Annotated in this window: 26 protein-coding genes and 1 other annotated feature; of the genes, 2 read left to right on the top strand and 24 right to left on the bottom strand. The window is 44.8% G+C overall.

Translation table 11 applies throughout. The features are described from left to right. Positions 1–18 precede the first annotated feature (18 nt). The 6 genes from nadE to nadB form a co-directional block, all read right to left on the bottom strand. Positions 19–759, bottom strand: coding sequence for an NAD(+) synthase (nadE, locus tag ACFVAD_RS12970; RefSeq protein WP_386640511.1), 741 nt, complete (start codon positions 757–759; stop codon positions 19–21). 32 nt (positions 760–791) lie between these two features. After that, positions 792–1,832, bottom strand: coding sequence for a hypothetical protein (locus tag ACFVAD_RS12975; RefSeq protein WP_386640514.1), 1,041 nt, complete (start codon positions 1,830–1,832; stop codon positions 792–794). Next, entirely contained in the window at positions 1,756–3,249 is a 1,494-nt protein-coding gene (gene safA / locus ACFVAD_RS12980; protein ID WP_386640516.1) for a SafA/ExsA family spore coat assembly protein, read from the bottom strand. Before safA ends, ACFVAD_RS12975 begins: the two co-directional genes overlap by 77 nt. A gap of 148 nt (positions 3,250–3,397) precedes the next feature. Continuing rightward, on the bottom strand, positions 3,398–4,501 hold the full coding sequence (gene nadA / locus ACFVAD_RS12985; RefSeq protein WP_386640519.1) for a quinolinate synthase NadA: 1,104 nt from the start codon (positions 4,499–4,501) through the stop codon (positions 3,398–3,400). A 66-nt stretch (positions 4,502–4,567) separates the two neighbouring features. Further along, positions 4,568–5,407, bottom strand: coding sequence for a carboxylating nicotinate-nucleotide diphosphorylase (gene nadC / locus ACFVAD_RS12990; protein ID WP_386640522.1), 840 nt, complete (start codon positions 5,405–5,407; stop codon positions 4,568–4,570). Between the two features lie 14 nt (positions 5,408–5,421). After that, a complete protein-coding gene (gene nadB / locus ACFVAD_RS12995; protein WP_386640524.1) occupies positions 5,422–6,984 on the bottom strand; it encodes an L-aspartate oxidase in 1,563 nt (520 codons plus the stop codon). 150 nt (positions 6,985–7,134) lie between these two features. Between nadB and ACFVAD_RS13000 the strand changes: the two genes are divergently transcribed. Together ACFVAD_RS13000 and ACFVAD_RS13005 are read left to right on the top strand one after the other, a co-directional pair. Next, positions 7,135–8,268 (top strand): IscS subfamily cysteine desulfurase, encoded by a 1,134-nt coding sequence (locus ACFVAD_RS13000; RefSeq protein WP_386640527.1) that lies wholly within the window; start codon positions 7,135–7,137, stop codon positions 8,266–8,268. 16 nt (positions 8,269–8,284) lie between these two features. Continuing rightward, on the top strand, positions 8,285–8,821 hold the full coding sequence (locus ACFVAD_RS13005; RefSeq protein ID WP_386640867.1) for a transcription repressor NadR: 537 nt from the start codon (positions 8,285–8,287) through the stop codon (positions 8,819–8,821). 49 nt (positions 8,822–8,870) lie between these two features. Here ACFVAD_RS13005 and pheA read toward each other — a convergent pair whose 3' ends face one another. The 18 genes from pheA to radC form a co-directional block, all read right to left on the bottom strand. Next, the gene (gene pheA, locus ACFVAD_RS13010) at positions 8,871–9,737 is read right to left on the bottom strand and encodes a prephenate dehydratase (RefSeq protein ID WP_386640530.1); all 867 of its coding nucleotides are present in this window, start codon (positions 9,735–9,737) and stop codon (positions 8,871–8,873) included. A 44-nt stretch (positions 9,738–9,781) separates the two neighbouring features. Continuing rightward, entirely contained in the window at positions 9,782–10,225 is a 444-nt protein-coding gene (locus ACFVAD_RS13015) for an ACT domain-containing protein (protein ID WP_204416106.1), read from the bottom strand. 79 nt (positions 10,226–10,304) lie between these two features. Beyond that, positions 10,305–11,588, bottom strand: a complete 1,284-nt coding sequence (gene obgE, locus ACFVAD_RS13020; RefSeq protein WP_386640534.1) for a GTPase ObgE — start codon at positions 11,586–11,588, stop codon at positions 10,305–10,307. 131 nt (positions 11,589–11,719) lie between these two features. Beyond that, positions 11,720–12,259, bottom strand: a complete 540-nt coding sequence (locus ACFVAD_RS13025; RefSeq protein ID WP_386640537.1) for a Spo0B C-terminal domain-containing protein — start codon at positions 12,257–12,259, stop codon at positions 11,720–11,722. 232 nt (positions 12,260–12,491) lie between these two features. After that, a complete protein-coding gene (rpmA, locus tag ACFVAD_RS13030; protein ID WP_204416109.1) occupies positions 12,492–12,782 on the bottom strand; it encodes a 50S ribosomal protein L27 in 291 nt (96 codons plus the stop codon). A gap of 12 nt (positions 12,783–12,794) precedes the next feature. Then, on the bottom strand, positions 12,795–13,121 hold the full coding sequence (locus ACFVAD_RS13035) for a ribosomal-processing cysteine protease Prp (protein ID WP_386640540.1): 327 nt from the start codon (positions 13,119–13,121) through the stop codon (positions 12,795–12,797). A 15-nt stretch (positions 13,122–13,136) separates the two neighbouring features. After that, entirely contained in the window at positions 13,137–13,445 is a 309-nt protein-coding gene (rplU, locus tag ACFVAD_RS13040) for a 50S ribosomal protein L21 (RefSeq protein ID WP_204416111.1), read from the bottom strand. Positions 13,446–13,460: 15 nt separating this feature from the next. After that, positions 13,461–13,548 (bottom strand) — a sequence feature (ribosomal protein L21 leader region). A 47-nt stretch (positions 13,549–13,595) separates the two neighbouring features. Next, positions 13,596–15,053 (bottom strand): Rne/Rng family ribonuclease, encoded by a 1,458-nt coding sequence (locus ACFVAD_RS13045; protein WP_386640544.1) that lies wholly within the window; start codon positions 15,051–15,053, stop codon positions 13,596–13,598. 24 nt (positions 15,054–15,077) lie between these two features. Continuing rightward, on the bottom strand, positions 15,078–15,947 hold the full coding sequence (locus ACFVAD_RS13050; protein WP_386640547.1) for a M50 family metallopeptidase: 870 nt from the start codon (positions 15,945–15,947) through the stop codon (positions 15,078–15,080). Then, positions 15,940–16,713 carry a peptidoglycan DD-metalloendopeptidase family protein gene (locus tag ACFVAD_RS13055; protein ID WP_386640550.1) on the bottom strand — a complete coding sequence of 258 codons (774 nt, stop codon included), beginning with the start codon at positions 16,711–16,713 and terminating at the stop codon, positions 15,940–15,942. The genes ACFVAD_RS13050 and ACFVAD_RS13055 overlap by 8 nt, the downstream gene beginning before the upstream one ends. A 241-nt stretch (positions 16,714–16,954) precedes the next feature. Continuing rightward, the gene (locus tag ACFVAD_RS13060) at positions 16,955–17,140 is read right to left on the bottom strand and encodes a hypothetical protein (RefSeq protein ID WP_386640553.1); all 186 of its coding nucleotides are present in this window, start codon (positions 17,138–17,140) and stop codon (positions 16,955–16,957) included. A 66-nt stretch (positions 17,141–17,206) separates the two neighbouring features. Then, positions 17,207–18,187 carry a glycerophosphodiester phosphodiesterase family protein gene (locus tag ACFVAD_RS13065; protein WP_386640554.1) on the bottom strand — a complete coding sequence of 327 codons (981 nt, stop codon included), beginning with the start codon at positions 18,185–18,187 and terminating at the stop codon, positions 17,207–17,209. Positions 18,188–18,314: 127 nt separating this feature from the next. After that, the gene (gene minD / locus ACFVAD_RS13070) at positions 18,315–19,112 is read right to left on the bottom strand and encodes a septum site-determining protein MinD (RefSeq protein WP_386640557.1); all 798 of its coding nucleotides are present in this window, start codon (positions 19,110–19,112) and stop codon (positions 18,315–18,317) included. 3 nt (positions 19,113–19,115) lie between these two features. Further along, complete coding sequence (gene minC / locus ACFVAD_RS13075) at positions 19,116–19,835, bottom strand: septum site-determining protein MinC (protein WP_386640560.1); 720 nt, start codon at positions 19,833–19,835, stop codon at positions 19,116–19,118. Between the two features lie 97 nt (positions 19,836–19,932). Next, complete coding sequence (gene mreD / locus ACFVAD_RS13080) at positions 19,933–20,454, bottom strand: rod shape-determining protein MreD (RefSeq protein ID WP_386640562.1); 522 nt, start codon at positions 20,452–20,454, stop codon at positions 19,933–19,935. Further along, positions 20,451–21,356, bottom strand: coding sequence for a rod shape-determining protein MreC (mreC, locus tag ACFVAD_RS13085; RefSeq protein WP_386640565.1), 906 nt, complete (start codon positions 21,354–21,356; stop codon positions 20,451–20,453). Before mreC ends, mreD begins: the two co-directional genes overlap by 4 nt. Before the next feature lie 17 nt (positions 21,357–21,373). Next, complete coding sequence (locus ACFVAD_RS13090) at positions 21,374–22,390, bottom strand: rod shape-determining protein (RefSeq protein WP_386640568.1); 1,017 nt, start codon at positions 22,388–22,390, stop codon at positions 21,374–21,376. A gap of 194 nt (positions 22,391–22,584) precedes the next feature. Next, positions 22,585–23,280, bottom strand: a complete 696-nt coding sequence (gene radC / locus ACFVAD_RS13095; protein ID WP_386640571.1) for a RadC family protein — start codon at positions 23,278–23,280, stop codon at positions 22,585–22,587. Between the last annotated feature and the right edge of the window lie 47 nt (positions 23,281–23,327).

A 23,327-nucleotide genomic window follows, 5' to 3' on the forward strand; every position in this document is an offset into this window, starting at 1 on the left:
GTCAGTTCCCACCAACACTTAAAATTTTGGAGGAGCGAATGCCAATTGACGTTTATGTTCTGTGCGTTTATGCATGGAATCAATAATCGCTTTGTCCTTTTCAGGAATTTGCTCTCCCTTGAGGTAGCTGTCGATCATGTTATAGGTTGTGCCCATTTCATTTTCATCTGTTTGTCCTTCCCAAAGACCTGCGCTAGGTGGCTTATTGATGATGGACTCCGGTACGCCAAGAACTTTTGCCATCTCACGAACCTCACCTTTTGTAAAATGAACCAGTGGCACCAAGTCAACGCCGCCATCCCCATACTTCGTAAAATAGCCTGTATGCCATTCAGCCGCATTATCTGTACCAACCACCAGATAGCCATAGTTGTTGGCAACAGCATATAGGGTAGTCATTCTAAGGCGTGCGCGTGTATTGGCATCACCTAGTCTTGCTGTCTCCTCTTTCCAATCTCCTTTTTCCTTCAACCTCTTTTCCATTTCGGAAAAAAGGACAGTATGCGTTTGGGACAAATCGATTGTAGTGTGGCTTATTCCGCAGCTTTCGATTACTTCCATCGCATACTCCTGATCTTTAGGATCACTTTTGCATGGCATAATGACACCAAGGGATGCATCAGGAAATGCCCTTTTGATGAGATGGGCAACAACAGCCGAATCAATGCCTCCACTTACACCAACGATTGCACCGTTTAATCCTGCATTTTTAACTTTTTCTTGAATCCACTGCACTAATTTAGAAATATTTTCTTCCATTGCGTAATCTTCCCTCCAATTGACAATATTCATTATTGTATCATGTTGTGAAAATTCGTCAAAAATTGTTTGCGCAGATTCCAGCTGCTTAGGAAAAAGGAAAGGTTTGTATAGCTTTGGGGCATGGAGTGGTTCTGCACCGTTTCTGAAAACTGATTTCCCTCACGAAGGATATCCATCGGAAAGGCCAAAGCAATCCAAAACCATGGGTGCTTCAAATAATATTGAAATATGGGAATCCGGAAAAACTTTTTCTTATCCCATTTGATGAACGGCAGTATTCTGCTTGCGTATTGCACATCATCCCACTCCGCTAGACCGATGGAAATCAGATCGTAATCAATTAAATACGTCTTATTATCCGTACTTTTCACGAAATTATGACTTGCAACATCCCCATGAAGAACCACTTCATCCGATTTCTCCATTGTAAAATCGACCATCTTTAATTGCTCCAGCGACGCTTTGCTATAGTATACAATTTCACTAAATGAAGTGGAATTAAACCATTGAGTTAATATTGGAAGATTTTGCTCGAATTTTTCCAGACGCGCCTCCCATTTCATCAGCAGATTCTCCCTCTTTAGAAACGAGCTTAGAACCGGGATAAGCTTTGCCGAATAGTGATGAAATGACTTCAGAACTTCCACTCCATCCAATCTGTCCTCTTCCCTTAAAAAGGAAAAAGGCCGTTTAGGCGGAATATATCTCGTCATCGTCCATACTAGCTGTCCTTCAAACATATAATGGAGTCCGTTTGACAGCTCCATATACTCCAAACCCCTGAGGAATCCCTTCTCTATGAGGAACCGATTCAAGACAATGCTGGATTGGACACTCTGAAAATCACTTATCCCCTTTAGGATGAACGTACCTGTGTCTGTTTGTACTTTAAATAGATTTTCCTTTATTTGCGTAGAAGATTGTATCCCATTATCCTGAAAAAGACGGAAGAAAAGACGATTTCGAGTGAAATCGTCTTTAGAAAATCTTTCTTCAGGCCTCATCATCAGATTCCGGACCGTCAAAGTCGGATTCAGTATTGCGGAAATCCTCTTCATTGGAAGGTCCATATCCATAACCCTGAGGACCGTAGTATCCAGGCATGGACATCGGATAGCCTGCTTGTGGTACACCATATCCAGGATACTGCATTCCGTAAGGTGCTTGCTGATATCCATAAGGAACCTGTGATCTGTATCCCATTGCTTGTGGGGATGGCCCGCAACCGCAGTCACCATCAGAAGCTCCTGCTACTTGCTGACCATGCCCTCCGCCATGTGGAAAACCTCCCATCGGACCAAAACCAGAACCAGGTGCTACCGGGGAAACAGGATAGCACGGATATCCTCCGCCCCAAGGTCCTCCACCCCAAGGTCCCATCGGCATTCCTTGCGGCATCATCCCTTGACCCATCGGCATACCTTGCATTTGCATCATTTCTGGCATCATTCCCTGACCCATCGGCATTCCCTGCATTGGCATCATTTCTGGCATCCCTTGCATCCCTTGCATCTCTTGCATTTGTCCGCCCATTTGATCTTGAACACCTGCCACCTGGGAAGGATCCATCTGCTGCTGCCCCATTTGAGGCATTTGTCCCATCTGTTGAAGCTGCTGCATTTGACCCATATCCCAATCCGGTGACTCCTCCATCATACCTTGACCCATCGGCATACCTTGCATACCTGGCATCATACCTTGACCCATCGGCATTCCCTGCATACCTGGCATCATTCCTGACATTCCTGGCATCATTCCTTGACCCATCGGCATTCCCATTCCAGGCATCATCCCATATCCGCCGTGATGTCCATGATGATACGGTGGGCACAAACCTGAACCTGGAAGAATAGGTGATGCAGGATAACAGAATTCCGGCTGTATCATTGGAGCTTGTGCTGGCGGCGGTGATTCGACACCCATTACTTGCGGCTCAGGACTTTCTGGACTTTCTTCCTGTTGCGCTACAGGCATCTTTGGCATCTTTGGCATCTTTGGCATCTTCGGCATTTCTGGCATCTTTGGCATTTTTGGCATTTGATTGATTGGAACATTGATATTGTAATTATTCACATCAATTTCCGGAAAATAAGGTTTCAATTGAGGCATTTTAGGCACATAAGGTGTTTTTGGCGCCTCTTTGATCTGCTCTTCCTTTACTGCCGGCTTTTTCGGCATCTCCTTGTAAGGATGCTGTGGCTTCGGTGCCTCTTTTACTCCCATCGTTTTAGGGGCTTCTTTTACACCCATCGTTTTAGGGGCTTCTTTTACACCCATTGTTTTAGGGGCTTCTTTTGTCACTCCCAACACCTGGTTTTCTTTTTTTACGGCTACACCTGCCATTGGCACTTTTATTTTCATTCCGGGCATAATCATGTCAGGATTGCTTAACTGTGAATTCGCTTGTTTCAGCTGTTCGAAATTCACATTATATTTCTGGGCAATCTTCCACAATGTATCTCCTTTTTGTACGATATGGATTTTCAAGGGTTTTCCCTCCTTAGCAAAGTCTTTACAGTCTATGTGTCGAGTGGGCATTTTGCCACTATTCTTCACCTCAACTTATGCGACAAAAGGAAAATATATGATAAAAAAGAGGGACATCCAACTAAATAGTTTGGATACCCCTCATATATTAAGCATTCTCCAGCATTTTTTCCAAAGCAAAAATAGCGTTCTCTGCTACAGTTTCTTCTACAGATATTCTATTTATAACGTTACCGTCCTCAATGGATTCGAGCGCCCATAAAAGGTGAGGCAGGTCGATTCTGTTCATTGTCAGACATGGGCACATATTAGGGTTAAGGGATATAATCTCCTTATCCTGATGCTCCTGGATGATCCTGTTTACAAGGTTCATTTCGGTCCCGATAGCCCATTTGCTTCCGGATGGCGCTTGATTGATCGTATCAATGATGTACTTTGTACTGCCAGCCATGTCGCTAAGCTCCACCACTTCCCTTGTACATTCCGGATGGACGATAATGGTCATGTCAGGCTTTTCCTCTCTTAAGCCCCGGATATTTTCCACCGTAAACTTTTCATGGACGGAGCAATGCCCTTTCCAAAGAATCACTTTTACAGTGGAAGGATCCCCGGTAAATTCCAGTTCGTCTGTTACCGGATTCCACACTGCCATTTCTTCAAGTGGGATTCCCAGATCAAAGGCCGTATTCCTTCCTAGATGCTGATCCGGCAAGAAGAGGATCCGCTCCTTTTTAGTGAATGCCCAGCTCACCATCTTGTGTGCGTTCGAGGAGGTTACAGTAGCTCCGCCTCTTTCTCCACAGAACGCTTTAATTGCAGCTGTTGAATTGACGTAGGTCAGGGGAAGCATCGTATCCCCGAAAATCTGCTGAAGCTTTTCCCAAGCTCGCTCTGTCTGATGAATATCTGCCATGTCCGCCATCGAACAGCCTGCCCGCATATCCGGCAGGACGACCACCTGATTTTCTTTTGTGAGGATATCAGCCGTTTCTGCCATAAAATGTACGCCGCAGAACACAATATAGGATGCGGTCGTATTGGCTGCAGCCTGGGCCAACTGCAGGGAATCTCCGGTAGCATCCGCAAACTCGATCACTTCATCCTTTTGATAGTGATGACCCGGTATAAACAAGTCTGCTCCAAGCTTCCGTTTAATTTCAAGTACCCTTTCTCTCATTTCCTCTCTCGACATTTCCAGGTAGCGAGAGGGAAGCATCTTATTATCTTTTTTCATCAAGTCCAGGATATTCATATCAATCTTCCCCTTCTGTTTTCGGCTATTTTCGTAAAAATGTTTGTTTTTTGGTCCGAAAAGACTTTATTTTTTCAATCCTACGTTAAAGCTTATATCCAACGAGCGTGCGGAATGGGTGATAAACCCCAAAGATATATAATGAACGCCTGTGTTCCGATAGCCTGCCAGGTTCTCAAGGGTGATACCTCCTGATGCTTCAGTAACGATACCGTCAGGGACGCATGGAATGAATTCCTGTATCTCTTGTGGTGTCCGGTTATCAAACATGATGATATCCGCTCCTGCGCTAACCGCCTCCATGACTTGCTCCTTTGTTTCCGTTTCCACTTCCACCTTCACCATATGCCCAATTCTTTGACGTGCCCGATGCACCGCCTCCGTTATGGAGCCTGCGAATTCAATATGATTATCCTTGATCATGACACCATCATACAGACCAAAGCGGTGATTGGAGCCGCCTCCACAGACAACTGCATACTTTTCCAGCATTCTCAGCCCTGGAGTCGTTTTTCTTGTATCACAGATTTTAGTCGTTTCACTGTCAAGCATATCCACTGCCGTTCTGGTCAAGGTGGCTATTCCACTTAGTCTTTGCAACAGATTCAGCACAACACGCTCCCCGCTTAAAAGAACCCGCATTTTGCCATGAACTGTTGCAATTGTTTCCCCCTTTTCGACTCGCTCTCCATCTTTCTTATTAATGGTGATAGAAGTCTCGGGATCCAGAAGCTTAAATGCTTCTATTAATATGGACTCCCCCACAAAGATTCCGTTTTCCTTTGCGATGAATTTACCGGCACCCGTAGCATCCTCGCCGAATAGAGCCTCTGAGGTCAGATCCCTGTCTCCAATGTCTTCTTTAAAGAAATCACGCAGCATATCCTGCAGTTTGAACGGATTCAATACTTTCCTCTCCTTTATACAAGCACCTTTATTTTTTCCTGATGACTTATCCTTTTTTGAAGCCAAGCCTCGCTTGCCTGAGGGTAATCAGAGCGGCAATGGGCCCCTCTGCTCTCCTCCCTTTCCATTGCAGCTGATGCAATCAGATGACTGATCTGCAGCATGAAAATTAGTTCCGTTTCTTCCAGGGACAGATTCATTTCCAACCGATCAATGTCCTGCCAATATGGCTGATACGCTTCAAGCCATCCCTTCAACTTCTGCAGCCCTTCTGCATGCCGTACTATTCCCGCATGCTTCATCATCATTGCTTGGAGCTCGCTTTTAGCAGGGAGCGCTAAGAACGGCTTGTCGGGTTTGGCTTTAGCTAAAGGTTCATCTATCAATTTCTCATGACAGTTTCCCATCGGTTTATTTAACAGGTGTTCGGCCAGTTTTTTGGAAAAGACAATGGCCTCCAACAGTGAGTTGCTGGCAAGCCTATTTGCACCGTGTACTCCGTTGCATGCAGCTTCGCCCACTGCATACAAACCCTTAAGTGACGTTTCGCCATTCAGATCGGTTCTGATTCCTCCCATGAAAAAATGGGCCCCAGGTACAACTGGAAGAAGTTTAGTTTTTAATGAAATGCCTTGGATTGTGCACATATACGAAATGGTAGGAAAACGCTTTTCAAAATTTATTACGTTCTCTATATTTAGAAATACTTTGCCACCACGATCGAGTTCCTGAAAAATGGTCCTGGAAACAATGTCCCGCGGTGCTAGATCCTCAAGTGGATGGATGCCCTGCATGATCCTTTTCCCTTGATCGTTGACAAGATATGCCCCTTCCCCACGAACCGCTTCAGATACCAAACCGATCACCTTATCATTCACATGCAGCATGGTGGGATGAAACTGCATAAACTCCAGATCTGTAAGAGTCGCACCCGCTTGGTAGGCCAACGCCAGCGCCATGCCGTTCACGCTTGGATCATTGGATGTATAGGAATAAAGCGCGCCTGCTCCACCTGTTGCAAAAACAATATGGGAAGCATAATAGGATTTTCGTTCTCCAAAACGATTGACTGTTTTTATGCCACAGCAGCAATCATCTTCCTTCAGTACTTTAATGACCGTTTCCTGCTCGACAATCTGAACACAGTGCAGGATTTGGGAATGGAGCCACTGCATCATCCTTCTCCCCGTCTGATCTCCACCAGCGTGTAAAATCCTCCTCTGTGAATGCGCCCCCTCCATACCAAGCGAAAGCATGCCATGTTCATCTTTATCAAAATCCATTCCTGCCTCCATTAAATCTTGAAGCATACGGGGACCAAGCTTCGTTAACAGCTCCACTGAATCTTTTTCATTATGATTGCATCCGGCAAGAATCGTATCGTGAAAATGCTCTTGCCATGTATCCGTATCAGCTATCGCACCGGCAACTCCACCTTGTGCCAGAAAAGAATTATTTTCATATTTATTAGACTTTGTGAAAACCATCACATTCATATGCTTACTTAAGTACTTTGCAGTCAATAAAGCAGACAATCCGCTCCCGACAACAATGACATCACCATAGTTTGGAGACACAAAAAAACCCCCTGTATACATAAGTGTCTTGACACCTATATTTACATAAATTTAAACTAATGACAAGAAATATTTTTACGAGAGAACTAGACTGCAAGATTTACCAGCTTTTTTGCAGTTTTAATCTCCTATTCTGAAGGGAGTTTACTTATGATTTATTTAGACTATGCTGCGACTACGCCAATGAGCGCTGAATCGCTGGAAGTATTCCAACACGTATCTCAAGCCTACTTTGGCAACAGCAGCAGCTTACATGATATCGGCACCTCAAGTCAGCAGCTCCTGGAAACGTGCAGATCTGAAATGGCTGCAATGATCAATGGAAAAAAAGAAGGGATTTATTTTACAAGCGGTGGCAGCGAGTCCAATTACCTCGCCATACGGTCCCTTTTAAAAGGAAACAAGAAAAAAGGGAACCATATCATTACCACACCAACGGAGCACTCTTCTATCTACCACCTTATCGGGCAGCTCGAGGATGTTGGCTATCAGGTAACATTTATGGATGTGGACCATAATGGATTAATATCACTGCAGCAATTGAAGAAAGAGATCAGAGAGGAAACCTGCCTTGTCTCGATCCAGCATGCCAACTCCGAGACAGGAATCATACAGCCATTGGAGGCTGTGGGAAAAATCCTTCAGGAGAAAAATATCCTCTTTCATAGTGATACGGTACAAACTTTTGGTAAAATACCTATAGACGTAGAAAAGTTGCGTCTCTCCAGCCTGTCCATCTCTTCACATAAAATATATGGACCAAAGGGCGTTGGCGCGCTGTATATCAACCCGGCTGTTTCCTGGCAGTCCCAATATGCCGGGGTGAGCCATGAACGTGGGATGCGACCTGGAACGGTGAACGTACCTGGTATCGCGGCCTTTACCGCAGCAGCACAATCTATACACGCAAACATGAAAACCATCAGGGTAAAGCACGAGAAGCTGCGCGATGCATTTATGGGAAAGCTAAAGCAGCACTGGCTGCCTGTTCACGTAGAAGCGGAACAAGCCAATTGCTTGCCGCATATCATCGGACTTCGCCTGGAGGGCTTGGAAGGACAGCATGTGATGCTCGAGTGCAATCGCAGACAGATTGCGATTTCCACCGGGAGTGCTTGCCAGATGGGCTCACAGAACCCATCACGAACCATGCTTGCTACTGGAAAATCCGTCGAAGAAGCACGAGAATTCATTCGACTCTCTTTTGGTAAGGATACTTCACTGAACGATGTGGAAAAAGTGGTTGCGGCTTTAAAGGAAATTGTGGAGGAAACCAATGGGTAATAAGGAGCGAAAACAAATGAATCAAGAGAAAAAAGTACTCGGGGCAGAACGAAGAGAACTCCTCTTACACTGGCTGCAGACGGAAGATAAGCCGTTAACCGGCGGAGAACTGGCCAGCCGGACGAATGTGAGCCGTCAGGTGATTGTCCAGGACATCTCCCTGTTAAAGGCTAAAAATGAGCCCATTCTTGCAACAAGTCAAGGCTATGTCTACTTGAAGCCGCCGGGGGATCAAAGAAAAAAAGAACGCATCATCGTTTCTTTTCATCCACCAGAGAAAACCGAGGAAGAACTTTATATCATAGTAGATCACGGTGTCACAATCAAGGATGTGAAAATCGAGCATCCCGTCTATGGGGATCTTACCGCTTCCGTGATGGTAAGCACCCGTTCGGAAGTGGATGATTTCATTAAAAAAATCCATGAAACGAAAGCTGCGTATCTATCCCAACTGACAGATGGAACGCACCTACATACCCTAGAAGCGGAATCGGAGGAAAAACTGGATGCGGCCTGCAGAGCGCTGAAGGATGCCGGAATGCTGATCGAGTAACCAACAAAAAGGAGCAGATTCCTGTCAACAGGAACTTGCTCCTTTTTATTCATTTCAACAAATAACTGGTGTAGCTTCCCAAGATCTTGACAGAACAGCCTAATGCCTCAAGCTCTCCGATTGCCCCTGGAAGGAGTACCTCGTCCATGAGCTGGTTGATATCAATAATGAAGAAGTAGTTGCCTAAGCCCGTTTTCATGGGACGTGATTCGATTTTCGAAAGATTCAGCTTTCTCCACGCAAAAGCGGACAGCACCTGATGCAGAGCACCGGATTGATCGCTTGGCAATGTCACCATGAGTGACGTTTTCTCACTGTCGACATGATGTGAGGAATGTTTGTCAGTAATCATGGCTTGATCTCTATGCAGGACAATAAACTTTGTATGGTTATTTTCATAATCATGTATGTTCTCCGCTAACAAGCAGAGCTTATACTCTTTTGCCGCCAAGCTATTGGCAATGCACGCTGAACGTTTGGATAGTCGGTGCTCCGAAATCAGCTTTGCCGCGGAAGCTGTGGAAGACGTCGTTTCATATACGGCATTCGGGTATTTCTTATGTAAAAATTTATGGCACTGTGCAATCGCATGGGAATGCGAATAGATCACTTCAATCGGATCGTCGTTTTTCACATGATCCGGGTGCACCAGCAGATGCTGGCTGATCGGGACAATCAATTCCGCAACGATAGGCAGAGGGCAATCATGAATCAAGTAATCAAGTGTGACGTTAACAGAGCCTTCTATTGCGTTTTCCAATGGTACAACTGCGTAATCCACTTCCCCATTCAATACCGCATCCATACACGCAGGTATCGTGGCATAGGCCTTTTTCTCACCCTGCGGAAAAAAACTTGTTACTGCCATATCTGTAAAAGTTGCCTTAGGTCCTAAATATCCGATTCTGTCCTTCATTAGTGTGCCTCTCCTCTGCTAGTCTCTGTGTGTGAAATCTAAGCTTATGCTCCGGTTCCCAGTATCTCTACTTTATCTACAAATTCTAATCGCTTCAGCATGGAAAGTAAAGCATGTATATCCCCTTTTAAGCCTGACATGTCGAGGGATAATGTGACATTTGCCTTTCCTTGAAGCGGGATGGTCTGGTGTATGGTCAATACATTGCATCCCACGGAAGCAACGGTTGCCAGTAGTTCTGATAAGGCCCCTGTCTGATCTTCCAAGTGGAAAAACAAGGTCATGATTTTTTCTTTTACCATTGTATGAAATGGAAAGACGGTATCGCGATACTTATAAAAGGCACTGCGACTGAGATCTACACGCTGTACCGCCTCCGCAATGGAATCAGCCTTTCCCCTGGCAAGCATTTCTTTTACATCTAGTGCCTTTTTCATCGCTTCAGGCAGTACATCCTCCCTCACTAAATAAAACTTCTCCTCGAGCATCTACCATCTCTCCTTGTTCCATATGGATTTTCCTATGTAAAGAAAGAGGGGGTGCTTTCTCCCCCTCTAAAAAGTCACTCTATTCTACAAACTCGAATTCGTATTCAAGAAGGCGTACCAAGTCGCCATCCTCGGCACCACGTTCTCTTAGTGCCTCATCTACGCCCATACCACGAAGCTGACGGGCAAATCGTTTGATCGACTCTTCATGGTTAAAGTTTGTCATCACAAACAGCTTTTCAATTTCTGCACCGGAAAGAACATAGGCACCATCCGGATCTCTTGTAATACGGAAGCCTTTCTCTTCTTTCTCATGCTTATAAACAACGCGCTGTTCAATTGCCTCTTCCTCATAAAGTGGGAATTCCGGCGCATGCTCCAACTCATCTGCCACTGCATATAAAAGATCGCGCAACCCGCTGCGCGTAAGAGCTGAAATCGGGAATACCTTCACATCATCACCGAGCTTCTCCTTAAAGGCAGCAAGGTTCTCCTCTGAATCCGGCATATCCATTTTATTGGCAACAATAAGCTGCGCGCGTTCAGTCAGACGCATGTTGTATTCCTTCAATTCCTCGTTGATTGTCACATAATCCTCGTACGGATCACGACCTTCAAGACCGCCCATGTCGATCACATGGATGATGACCCTAGTACGTTCAATATGACGAAGGAATTGATGTCCTAGCCCCACCCCTTGATGAGCACCTTCAATCAATCCAGGTAGATCGGCCATGACAAAGCTTCGGCCATCTTCCGTTTCCACCACTCCGAGGTTCGGCACGATGGTAGTAAAATGATATTCGGCAATTTTCGGTTTTGCTGCAGATACCACAGAGAGAAGTGTTGATTTCCCTACACTTGGGAATCCTACAAGACCTACATCAGCAAGCACCTTCAGTTCAAGAACAACATAGCGCTCCTGACCTGGTTCACCGTTCTCGGCAACTTCCGGGGCAGGATTTCTAGGTGTTGCAAAGCGCGTGTTCCCACGACCGCCACGGCCGCCTTTTGCCACGACATATTGCTGGCCATGCTCAGTTAAATCAGCCAATGTTTCTTTTGTATCATCATCCATGACCACTGTTCCAGGCGGAACCTTGACAATCATGCTTTCCGAGTTTCTTCCGTGCTGGTTTTTGGACATTCCGTGCTCTCCACGGTTTGCTTTAAAGTGACGCTTATAACGGAAATCCATCAGTGTGCGCAGTCCTTCTTCCACTTGAAGAATAACGTCTGCACCTTTTCCGCCATCTCCTCCGGCTGGTCCACCATCCGGTACGTATTTCTCACGACGGAAGGCAACCATTCCGTTCCCGCCGTCTCCACCTTTTACATAAATCTTGACCTGATCGACAAACATTGATTTTCACTCCGATCTAAAAATGCAAAGCCATCTTTCGGCCTGCGATACATAATCATAATTAAACGAAATCATTATAAAAGAAAACTGCCCCATGGGAGGATGTTTTCGTTGTTATCATTATAAAAGCTTTATTCACAGGTAAAGCGGATCTGTATCTCGCTTCCCAGTGATGAGACGTGGCTTTCTTCAACCAAAAAGCTGATTGGCTGATTTTCTATCCAGGTTAATAACTTGTCTGTGCTTTCTATTATTCCACTTAATTCGAAAAAGAAACGAATTTCCTTTTCCTCAATATGCATGCTTAAGAATAAATGGTTTTCCGCCTTTTTGTTCACAATCGTCTCTATAAGTGAGAATAAGGACGTAATCCATTTGTACAGGGTTTCATCATAATCGGATAAATTCAACCCTCCATCCCCTATCACTTCATATTCCATGGAAAACAGGCGTGGCTCCCAATGGAAGGTGATAAGAAATTCTGCAAACAAAGACGCATGCAGGTTGGTTAAACCGGACTCATGATTGGACTCCAGTACAATTTCATCTATTAGGTTATTTACCCGGTCCCAACGCTCAAGCGACATATTCGCCTTAATCAGCTGCAGCCGATTCAGCCAATCATGCCGGGAATGGCGCAGAACCTCCAACGTGCCTCGTTTTTTCATCATTTTTCATACTCCCAGTAAAAATTCCAAAACTTTCTTATATGTATAAGATTATAGCATATAAACTTCCTTGAGGGGCACTTGAGGGGCCAGACCCCGGCAGGAATTCGACAAAAGGTGTAGAATTCATTATAGTTTGTTGGTCCATGATGAAGCTGCTGTTTAGTTTTTGATGAATCCTCGTTTGTAATAAAAAAACTCTAACCTAATGTCAGGCTAGAGTTTTTTCTGAGGATTATGCTTCTTGAGCAACAGGATATACGCTAACTTGTTTGCGGTCACGGCCTAAACGCTCGAAACGAACGATTCCGTCAACCTTCGCGAATAACGTATCGTCTCCACCACGTCCAACGTTTAGTCCAGGGTAAATTTTAGTACCGCGTTGACGGTATAAAATAGAACCACCAGAAACTTGTTGACCGTCTGCACGCTTAGCGCCAAGACGTTTTGATTGAGAGTCACGACCGTTTTTAGTAGAACCTACTCCCTTTTTGGAAGCAAAGAACTGAAGATCTAATCTTAACATGTATTCCACCTCCTATTTAGAAATGGTTATATAATTTCCATAATCACGTTCAATCGTCTCTAAAGATACGACCATACTTTCGAGCAGCAGCTGTACTTTTTCTTTAGTCGATTCTTCCAGATCCCGGGGAACCGTACAACGAAGAAATCCATCTGCCCCTTGCTCAATTTGTGGGGTGACAGATAAAAGTGATATAATGGAGTTTACTGCACCGAACGATACAGCGGAAACCCCCGCACACACGATATCCGACCCTTTTTTGGCAAAGTTGGCATGTCCAGTTATGGTAAACGAATCGATAGCTTGTTGATCGTTTCGTTTAATTGTAACTTTAATCATCCAATCACCTTAAAATTATAGGTTGATAGCATCAACAGTAACTTTAGTGTAAGGTTGACGATGACCTTGTTTTTTACGGTAGTTTTTCTTAGCTTTGTATTTGAATACAGTAATCTTCTTCGCACGGCCTTGCTTTTCAACTTTAGCCGTAACAGTTGCTCCTGCTACTAGTGGGCTACCAACTTTAACATTGTCGCCACCAACGAAAAGAACTTTGTCGAAAGTTACAGTATCGCCTTCAGCTGCACCAAGTTTTTCGATGTAGATCGCTTGACCTGCTTCAACCTTGATTTGCTTACCACCTGTTTCAATAATTGCGTACATTCTCTTGCACCTCCTCAATAGACTCAGACTCGCCAGTGTCAGGTATATGTAACGAAAACGCCCATATTTATAAGGAACCTGGACTGTGCGGTTGTAGCACGGGTGCTACAAACTAACAAAGAACATCTTAGCATACTTGAAAGCCTAATGTCAATATGGTTCCAGCGATTTAAGACGATCTTTTGCATCGGGAATGGAACCTGTAAAAACAATCTCATAACCCGGCTTGCCCGCTAACTTTACATAGTGTATTTCCACGCCTGAACGCTCTGCCGGATCAGGCAGCTTATCCAAGATGTTTTTGACATCCTCTGTAAGGTGGACGATAATTGCCTCCACATCCGAGCGATAGTACTCAAGGAGCTTCCTCTCCAGTTGAAAAGCGAGGGTCTCGGAAGAATAAACCGTCCCTTTGCCATGGCAGGGATCACACTTTTGCAAAAGCATCCCAGTCAACGGCTCCCTGATCTTTTTCCGTGTCAGCTGCAGAAGGTGCAACTCGGTGAACCCGATTATACGGACAACGGAGCGGTCCTTTTTCACTTCAGTCCGGACTATCTTAAGCACCTGCTCCTGCTCTTCCGCACTCGCCATATCAATGAAATCGACTATGACAATCCCGCCTATTTCCCTGAGCCTCAGCTGCCTCGCCACTTCCTTTGCCGCTTCGAGATTGGTCTTCAGTACAGTCTGCTCCAATCCGGTCTTCCCGACATATTTCCCGGTATTGACGTCCACTACCGTCATCGCTTCCGTATGCTCGATAATGATGTAGCCGCCACTTGGGAGCCAGACGATCCGCTTTAACGCTTTTTCAAGCTCCTGATCGATGCCCCTCCGTGCAAAGATATCTTCCTTCCCATCATAAAAGCGCACCGGGTAGCCCTGCTTTTTCAGGAGTTGAAAGGTTGGAGCATCGTCCACTTCCATAAGCATGATCTCACTTTTCGGAATTTCCCTGAGCAGTTTTGCCAGAAAATGATCTTCTTTATGCAGAAGCCCAGGAATTTGGGAGGAGGACATTCTTGCCTGCACATCCAAGTATTGCTCCTGCAGTGCCGCTAATTCCTCCTCCACCACAGACACAGGTGCATGTTCACCAGCAGAACGGAGTATCACGCCCTCTTCTTCTGTACACCAGCTGTAAAGATGCTCCCTCCATTGCTTACGGCTTTCCTCTTTCATCTTTTTAGAAATGGCTTTGAACTTTCCAAAAGGCTGATAGACGATATGTATTCCCGGAAACTCAACCAGCCCAGTCAATTTTGGTCCTTTTGCTCCTTCGCCTTCTTTTGCGACCTGCACTAGCACCGCTTCCCCCTGATGGACGAAATGGGAGATGCCACGCTTTTCCTTTTCCGGTTTGGAAAGCGGCGATAACTGATAGGAACACAAATGGTCGCGGTGAAGATACCCGGGCTGCTTTTGTCCAATATCGACAAAGGCTGCCTGCATCCCGGGCAAAACATTCACAACACGACCCTTATATATATTTCCTTCTATATGTTCGGTAGTAGGCCTTTCAATAAGAAGCTCTACTATTTTATCCTGCTCTTTCACGGCAACCCGCTTTTCCGTTGCACGCAGATTCATAATAAGCTCAGTCAATGGAATAGCCTCGACTTTCAATATTTAGTATGAATAAAGGATATCCCCAATATCGATTGTCGTCAACTTCTCCTTGAAATACGCATGCAAAAGCTCGTTTTCATCCAGCGGCGTCTGTTTTTTATTGCCTTTCATCACGATGATATTATGCTTGCAGTCCCGCTTGAATTTTTGCAGGACCTGATGAATCTTTTCCGTTTCATCCACGACAATTGGTGTAATTTTCGAAACGGAATTCGTCTTTCCATAATACCTCTCCAACAAAAAGCGGATGAATACAAAATGACGCTGCTTCCATTCCGAGAACAGAGAGTAAAATAGAAACAGGGAGATGATCCACATATTCAGATGCAGAGGATCAATAACCAGGTAAATAAGGAAAAAAATGCTCAAAAACACAAACGAATATTGCAGGGTCCGCTCATGGGAGGTAGCAAAGGACGAAAATTTGCTCAATGCAATGCTCATCAGTTTTCCGCCGTCAAGCGGCCAGATTGGAAGTAGATTCACCAGAAAAATCATCAGGTTGAATGTAAAAAACAGCTCCCACATTTCTTGCGATAGAACATTCACCGTAAAAAGAAAATATCCTACGGCCGCGAGCCAAATATGCTGCAACGGCCCTGCAAGGGTAACAATCAACTCCTCCCTCAAAGGGCGGTTGCCATGCTCCTCCATTTCAGCCACCCCTCCAAAAGGAAGAATCAACACCTGCTTGATCCGCCATGAAAAGTAGGTGGCAGCCAGACTATGACCCAGTTCGTGCACCACTACAATAATGAAGAGGATGAGCAGCTCCCAGAAATTTGCCGTCAGGATGGCAAGGCCGATCATCAGCCAGAAAATCGGATGTATATGGATTTTTTGAAATAGCCTGAGCCATTTATTATTCAAATGATATCACCTGCATGGGATCGATAAAATCATTGCCTTTTTGTATGGCGAAATAAAACATTCCCTTTGAGCCATCTTCAAGTGTGGTCGTACGTCCTATCACCTGTCCGGTCTTCACGTAATCATAAAGCTTGATATCCACTTCCCCAAGCTGCCCATACCAAGTATAAGTATCATCGTTATGCTGGATGATCACTGTCTTGCCCGTATCTTCCTTCTTTCCCACGAAAGTCACACGTCCCCCGTCCATCGCTTCCACACTGGAATTCGCCATCGTTTCGACCATGACCCCTTGTCCATTCGCCTCGAAGCTTTCATATACCTTCGCTGATGCAGGCATCACATATTCCTCACCGCCCTGCACCTTTTCTGTATCCTGCGGCAAAGGAAGCAAGGCCAATGACTTGCCGAACTGCCCCTCATACCAGGATGAGAAAGCTGTAAATTGAAAGCTCTGCTTCATCGTACTTGTCACAAATTCGCGCGGCTTTTCAAGCACAGGCGACTGGTTTTGGAACATGATCCCCACCACCAGCACAAGGATGGCGGAGGTTAAAATCTTAAATAGAAAGAGCTCTTTATTGAACAAAGGATGCTCCCTGTTACCATCAGGACCACTCTCATAGGAGGTATAACTGGCATTGCCGTACTTTTCCTCATCCCGCATCACATACGAGGACACCTGATTACGCTTGGTGTGCTGCGTTTGTCTTACCCTTTTTCTCTTCGCAGCTCTTCTTCTTATCTCATCCAACCGATCATTCATACAAACACCCTTCCCCCTATTATGTTTGTACCATTTTATGACTTGTCCTTTGGGGTTATGACGATATGGGTGAGATTTTTGGGGGAGGGAGGGGTGGTATCATAAAAAATTGAGCGATTTTGAAATCGCTAGAAGTTTAGTGGGAATCGCTAGAAGTTTAGTGGGAATCGCTAGAAGTTGGCCCGTAAACGCTAGAAGACTGGCTGGAATCGCTAGAAGAAGACTTTCCGGCAGGGCACAGCTAAAGAAATACCGGTCCTTCCAGCCTGAAATATGGTGTTACGGCGTCTATTGAACTTTTTTGAAGGTCTATCGAACTTTTTTCAGCTCCTATTGAACTTTTTTCGACTTCTATTGAACTTTTTTGAGGTTCTATCGATGATTTTTCCGATTCTATCGAACTTTTTCCATTTTGATCCAAATTCATCTCCCACCAAAACTCCATAAAATAGAAGCAGACGGGAACTTATTCCTGCCTGCTTCTTCAATACTCCTAATCCTTCATCGCCGGACCAAGCAGGTCGATCCTGTTGGTCCAGATATAACCGGTAAAACGCTCAGGTATGCGCTTGAGATCCTCGACTTTGTCAAAGCCTTCAGAGAAACCGCCATCACCGGCGACGATGATGACCCTTGTGTCCACTTTATCCATGCGCTCGTAGAATTTCCCTGTCCAGCCCCAAAGCCACGGCCCGATTTTCTCGGGAATATGCAGCTGGGTGTTTTCACACGATTCAGGAACATAGCCTGTCCAGCCGATTGCAATGTATGGATACATGCAGCTTTTCATCGTTGCCATTGACATGACCCGAATCACAGACATTTCTTCCTTCAAGGCAGCGATTGGTTTATCCCCACCGTAAACACTGATATTCGAGCTATTCCCAACAAAATCATAATCCTTCAAATACTTTGCAAGAAGCTTGCCCTCTTCCGGATCATCACTCTTAATATGGATCAGCAGTTCTTTATCCGGGAAAGCCTGAAGCACCTCCCCGAGCGTCGGCATAAGGCCTACTCCTTTTCCACGGAACGGATAGGTTTTGCCATTGTCGGCAGTATAGCCGTATCCGATATCCAGCGCCCGGAGCTCATGAATCGTGTGCTCTCTTGTCACGCCTGTCCCATCGGTGCGGCACTCCAAGGTCCAGTCATGAAAAACGGCAAACTCTCCATCGGTTGTTGGCTGCACATCAAGCTCAACAATATCCGCTCCCTCTTCAAAGGCGGCCTTCATCGATGGAATCGTGTTCTCCAAATATTCATGCTCCGGTTCAAATATCCGTTCAGCGGTACAAGTATCATTTTCGATCCCCTCCATACTGAATGTCTGATGGACACCGCGATGCGCCAATAGCAACGGCTCCTCTTCCACAGGACCGGAGAAGATGGAGGTATTCGTGATAAAAAACAGGATGCCTAATAGGAAAAGTGCCAGCAATATATTTCTAAAAACCTTTTTTCTTGCCCTCATGTAGTAGTACTGCTCCTTCCTAGCGCTCGTAATAGGATATGTATATATTTTACACCAATCTTAGCAAAAACTTCCGTAAAACAAAAGAAACCGCCCCTTTCTGTTGAGGGGCGGTTTCTCACCTGGATTAACGAACTCCAAAGAATTTCTTGATTTTAAACATGACACCCTTGTTTTCCTCTTCCAAGGATTGCAATGGAACCGACTCACCAAGGATGCGGCGGGCGATGTTGCGATATGCGATGGATGCTTTGCTTGTAGGATCCATGACAATCGGCTCTCCGCTATTGGAAGCCCGTATCACACTGTCGTCATCTGCAACAATACCGATGATATCAATGGCAAGTATGGAGACGATCTCATTCACATCCAGCATTTCCCCGTTTTTCACCATATGGTTACGAATACGGTTGACTACTAATCTAGGCGGCTCGATATCTTCTTTTTCCAAAAGGCCGATAATGCGGTCTGCATCACGTACCGAAGAAATTTCCGGTGTGGTGACAACTATTGCCCGATCTGCCCCGGCGATGGCATTCTGGAAGCCTTGCTCGATTCCTGCCGGGCAGTCTATGATAATGTAATCGTAGTCCTGCTTCAGTTCGTTTATAAGCTTTTTCATTTGTTCCGGCTTTACAGCTGTTTTATCACTTGTTTGTGCAGCTGGAAGGAGTTTCAGGCATTCAAAGCGTTTATCATTGATTAAGGCTTGATGTGTTTTACAACGTCCTTCAATAACGTCAACTAAATCATAAATGATACGGTTTTCAAGTCCCATTACGACATCCAGATTTCTGAGTCCAATATCTGTATCTACTAAACATACACGTTTTCCTGCTAAGGCAAGAGCGGTTCCTATATTTGCAGAAGTTGTCGTTTTGCCGACTCCACCTTTACCAGACGTAATTACGATAGCCTCTCCCACTTATTACATTCTCCTTTCAAGCCTTGTTAACATTGGTCTTAGATGTGAAAGCAACTGTAAGCGATCTATAATAATTTGTTCATTCTTATCTATATAGGCGCATTCCATTTCATTGCTTCCCTCAAGCTGTTCGCTTAAGTCCGGCGCACGATTTATCGTTTCAAAGATGGAAAGCAGCGACGGTCTCATGAGACTTGCAGCGATGACAGCCTCATTATTTCCCAATAGACCAGCATATGCATTTCCACGCAGGGCTCCCAATATAAAGATATTGCCGCCCGCTTTCACCGTTCCGCCCGGGTTCACATCACCAATCAAGAGAAGATCTCCTTTAACTTCCAGGACTTGTCCTGAGCGAATCATTCTTGCTACTGGGACAATTTCATTTTCTTCTTTCCACTGTATGGCCTGTTCTTTTGTAATGACATTACTCTCAATCTCTTCGACAATAAAATTCTTTTTACTGCGAATGACATTGCGTAATTTCTCTTGCTGCTTATTGGTTAAAAAACGATTCCCGACCTTTAGTCTTACACCAAGTAAAGGCGAATCATCCGGATTGCTATTCGACGCTAATTTTGCTTCTATTTCAGCTAAAAGCTCTGGAAACGAGCATGTATCATCGAGATGCAGAGTTAGGCCCTCTTTCGTGCCCTTAATGGTTACATACTGTTGTTTTTGTCTATTCACGACGTTCACCTCAACAAGTATATAATTCGACATAGCCCTTCTATTTCCTTTTTCCTATGCGCATAAAAAATAAAAAAAGAATACTAGATAAAGTATGTAGAAGAAAAGCTGACTAAAATAGACAGCTTTCTCAGAGTTCATCCTTTTGTTCATATGCCAGCTTTTCCATGAACAATTTCAATGGAAAAATGAAGATCAGCGAAAAAATGGCATTAAAAATCAAAGTCGGAACCAGTCGGCCGGCAAGGAACTTCTGATGAGCAATATCGGCAGTTCCGATAAGAGTATGAATGCTGTACACCAGATATTCTACTCCTGCAACAGCTAATAGGATCATAAAAAAAACAATGAAAATATTAGCCTGCAACGCTCTCATCAGCTTCGATACAAAATAGGAGGCAACAGGATAAGCAAATAAATATATCCCCAATACTTCCGTATAAACAATATCATAAAGAAGTCCAAATACCATCCCGAAAATGATCCCGATATAGGAACCTGTATAGATTGTGCAAAGAATCAGGGTGATCAGTACATACCTGGGGACGATGACCCAATCCTCATTGATGTTCCCCAGAAAAAACATGTCAACCGTCATGCTTTCCAAAACAAACAAGCAAAGAATAAGGGCTGGTAGGACATATTTCCTCACTCAGAATCCCCCTCTTCTGTTGCTTCCTCTTCTTCAACAGACTCTTCCACCGGTTCTTGATCTCCGGATATTAACGTACGTTTCACGATCATCACTTGACTGATATCATAGAAATTTGCTGCCGGCTTTATGTAAGCCATTTGAGTCAGCCCATATTCATCCGGAACGACCTCCGTCACTTCCCCGATAATCAGGCCTTCCGGGAAGATTCCACCAAGTCCAGAGGACAATACAGTCTGTCCTTCTTTCACTTCCGCCTGATGAGGAATCCTTTTCAGCAAAAGTGCACCTTTTTCATCATCATACCCTTCAATCAATCCAAAGATGCTTTCATCTCCCTGGATATAGGCGGATATGCGGTTTTTCGGATCAAGGGAGCTTAACAGCTGTACGGAAGAAGTGAAAGGATTTGCATGCTTCACCTTACCGATCAAGCCGCCAGCTGTGATAACAGCCATGTCCTTTTCCACACCGTCCTGTTTCCCTTTATTCACAATGATCTGCTCGCGCCACTGATCAGGATTTCGTCCGATAACCGTTGCAGGCAGCGGATCGTAATCCCTGAGCGAGTCCAGCTCACCGATTACTTCTCTAATTTCTGCGTTTTCCTGTTCAAGCTTGTGCGCTTTCGTTTCGAGCATAGCGTATTCTTCTAGTCTAGCACGCAAAAGTTTATTTTCCTCATACGTATTCTTCAAGTAATCTACATTCTCAAAGAAACCCGCAACATAATGTGCGGGCCGATAGAAGATGGATTGCACAAAGCCTGTCGAGTCTTTTACAAACTGTTCAGGCCAAGTCAATTGGTCCCGTTCTTTCAAGGAGAAACCAATCAATGCCACTAGAATAATTAAGCTCACCAACAAAATGATCAACCTCTTATTGAGGAAAAATTGCGGCATGACTTAACACCTTCTTTTTAGCGATAATCTCTTGATTTCTTCTTAAATTCGTCAATATAATCCAAAGCTTTACCTGTTCCGATTGCCACACAATCCAATGGATTTTCTGCAATGATAACCGGCATTTTCGTTTCATCACTGATTACTTTATCCAGGTTACGAAGCAACGCGCCCCCACCTGTCAAAACAATTCCGCGGTCCATGATATCTGCGGCAAGCTCAGGTGGCGTACGCTCCAATGTAGCTTTAACAGAATCAACGATTGCGGTAACTGTATCCTTCAATGCTTCTTCCACTTCTTTGGCGGAAATTTCGACTGTTTTCGGAAGTCCGGTCAACAAGTCACGTCCGCGGATATCCATCGGTTCGATTGATTCAGAATCACCGGCAGATCCCACTTCAAGCTTCAGCGCTTCAGCCGTTCTTTCCCCGATCATGAGGTTGTAGTTTTTACGGATATAAGCAATGATGGCATCGTCCATTTCATCCCCAGCAACGCGGATTGACTGGCTTGTCACAATCCCTCCCAGGGAGATGATTGCTACTTCTGTTGTTCCGCCACCGATATCAACCACCATGGAACCAGTAGGCTCCCATACAGGAAGATTCGCACCGATTGCAGCTGCAAAAGGCTCTTCAATCGGATATGCATCGCGCGCGCCTGCTTGGCGAGTCGCATCAATTACAGCTCTCTCTTCAACAGCCGTAATTCCGGATGGGACACAAACCATCACATATGGCTTACGTGAGAAAGCGCTTTTGTTGCGTAACGCCTGCTTAATATAATATTTCATCATGATTGCAGTTGTTTCATAATCAGCGATAACTCCATCCTTCATCGGACGAAGCGCCACCACATTCCCCGGTGTACGGCCAATCATATTTTTCGCATCGTTCCCTACAGCAACAATCTGCTTCGTATCGGTTTGAAGTGCCACGACCGACGGCTCACGCACAACAATTCCTTTTCCTTTAATAAAAACTAGTGTATTGGCTGTTCCCAAGTCAATACCAAGATCTCTCGTTCCAAACATAAATGTGTATCTCCCTTTCTGAAACTAAATGCTTTTTAGGTGTGGTTAAAAGTGATAAAAGCGGACAGAATTGCCCTCATTTATTTCATTAACATGTGGATAATGTAGTTTTAAGAAGATAAAGCTTGGAAAGAAAAGTCCCTTCCAAACTCATGAGTAATATTATAGCGTAGGATACGAAAAAAGCATAGTACTTACATATAGCCTTTTTCTTTTAAACTGATGAATTTCTGGTCGCCGATGATTAAATGGTCCAAAAGCTCTATTCCGATCAGTTTGCCGCATTCGTTGAGCCTTTTTGTCACATCAATATCCTCTCGGCTCGGCGACGGATCTCCTGAAGGATGGTTATGAAGGCAAATAAAGGAAGCTGCCGAACGACGAAAAGCTTCTTTGAACACTTCACGGGGATGCACGATGCTGGCATTCAGGCTGCCGATGAAAATGGTCTGCTGATGGAGCACCTGATTCTTGGTGTTGAGGTATAAACAGACAAAATGCTCCTGCGTTAAAAACCGCATATCTTCCATTACATAATTAGCAGCGTCCTCCGGCGATCGTATCACATAGCGGTCTTCATACTGAAGCCGATGAATGCGCCGACCCAGCTCCACTGCAGCCATTATCTGTACTGCCTTGGCACTGCCGATCCCCTTGATGCTCATCATTTCATCAACGGAAGCATCCTTCAACAGCCTCAATCCCTCGAAAGTGGTCAATAACCGGTTTGCAAGCTGCAAGACGGATTCGTCCTTTGAACCCGTACGAAGCATAATAGCCAACAATTCATGATTGGACAGGCTTTGCGGCCCATCCTGTATCAGCCTTTCCCTTGGGCGCTCGTCTTCCGGGAAGTCTCTTATCATTAGCGATGTAGTTGGTGCTGTCATTCTTTTTACCCCCTTATGCTTTAATTTGTAATAAAAGCATAAGGGCA

Origin of the sequence: Sutcliffiella sp. NPDC057660, from assembly GCF_042800035.1 — a bacterium.
Lineage (GTDB): Bacteria > Bacillota > Bacilli > Bacillales > Bacillaceae_I > Sutcliffiella_A.

What these genes read in the sequence shown, in the direction of transcription:
- nadE (WP_386640511.1), bottom strand. Translation starts at nt 759, where the DNA reads ATGGAAGAAAATATTTCTAAATTAGTGCAGTGGATTCAAGAAAAAGTT.
- ACFVAD_RS12975 (WP_386640514.1), bottom strand. Translation starts at nt 1,832, where the DNA reads ATGGACCTTCCAATGAAGAGGATTTCCGCAATACTGAATCCGACTTTG.
- nadA (WP_386640519.1), bottom strand. Translation starts at nt 4,501, where the DNA reads ATGAATATCCTGGACTTGATGAAAAAAGATAATAAGATGCTTCCCTCT.
- ACFVAD_RS13000 (WP_386640527.1), top strand. Translation starts at nt 7,135, where the DNA reads ATGATTTATTTAGACTATGCTGCGACTACGCCAATGAGCGCTGAATCG.
- ACFVAD_RS13005 (WP_386640867.1), top strand. Translation starts at nt 8,285, where the DNA reads ATGAATCAAGAGAAAAAAGTACTCGGGGCAGAACGAAGAGAACTCCTC.
- pheA (WP_386640530.1), bottom strand. Translation starts at nt 9,737, where the DNA reads ATGAAGGACAGAATCGGATATTTAGGACCTAAGGCAACTTTTACAGAT.
- ACFVAD_RS13015 (WP_204416106.1), bottom strand. Translation starts at nt 10,225, where the DNA reads ATGCTCGAGGAGAAGTTTTATTTAGTGAGGGAGGATGTACTGCCTGAA.
- obgE (WP_386640534.1), bottom strand. Translation starts at nt 11,588, where the DNA reads ATGTTTGTCGATCAGGTCAAGATTTATGTAAAAGGTGGAGACGGCGGG.
- ACFVAD_RS13025 (WP_386640537.1), bottom strand. Translation starts at nt 12,259, where the DNA reads ATGATGAAAAAACGAGGCACGTTGGAGGTTCTGCGCCATTCCCGGCAT.
- rpmA (WP_204416109.1), bottom strand. Translation starts at nt 12,782, where the DNA reads ATGTTAAGATTAGATCTTCAGTTCTTTGCTTCCAAAAAGGGAGTAGGT.
- ACFVAD_RS13035 (WP_386640540.1), bottom strand. Translation starts at nt 13,121, where the DNA reads ATGATTAAAGTTACAATTAAACGAAACGATCAACAAGCTATCGATTCG.
- rplU (WP_204416111.1), bottom strand. Translation starts at nt 13,445, where the DNA reads ATGTACGCAATTATTGAAACAGGTGGTAAGCAAATCAAGGTTGAAGCA.
- ACFVAD_RS13055 (WP_386640550.1), bottom strand. Translation starts at nt 16,713, where the DNA reads ATGAATGATCGGTTGGATGAGATAAGAAGAAGAGCTGCGAAGAGAAAA.
- ACFVAD_RS13060 (WP_386640553.1), bottom strand. Translation starts at nt 17,140, where the DNA reads ATGAATTTGGATCAAAATGGAAAAAGTTCGATAGAATCGGAAAAATCA.
- ACFVAD_RS13065 (WP_386640554.1), bottom strand. Translation starts at nt 18,187, where the DNA reads ATGAGGGCAAGAAAAAAGGTTTTTAGAAATATATTGCTGGCACTTTTC.
- minC (WP_386640560.1), bottom strand. Translation starts at nt 19,835, where the DNA reads ATGTCGAATTATATACTTGTTGAGGTGAACGTCGTGAATAGACAAAAA.
- mreC (WP_386640565.1), bottom strand. Translation starts at nt 21,356, where the DNA reads ATGCCGCAATTTTTCCTCAATAAGAGGTTGATCATTTTGTTGGTGAGC.
- ACFVAD_RS13090 (WP_386640568.1), bottom strand. Translation starts at nt 22,390, where the DNA reads ATGTTTGGAACGAGAGATCTTGGTATTGACTTGGGAACAGCCAATACA.
- radC (WP_386640571.1), bottom strand. Translation starts at nt 23,280, where the DNA reads ATGACAGCACCAACTACATCGCTAATGATAAGAGACTTCCCGGAAGAC.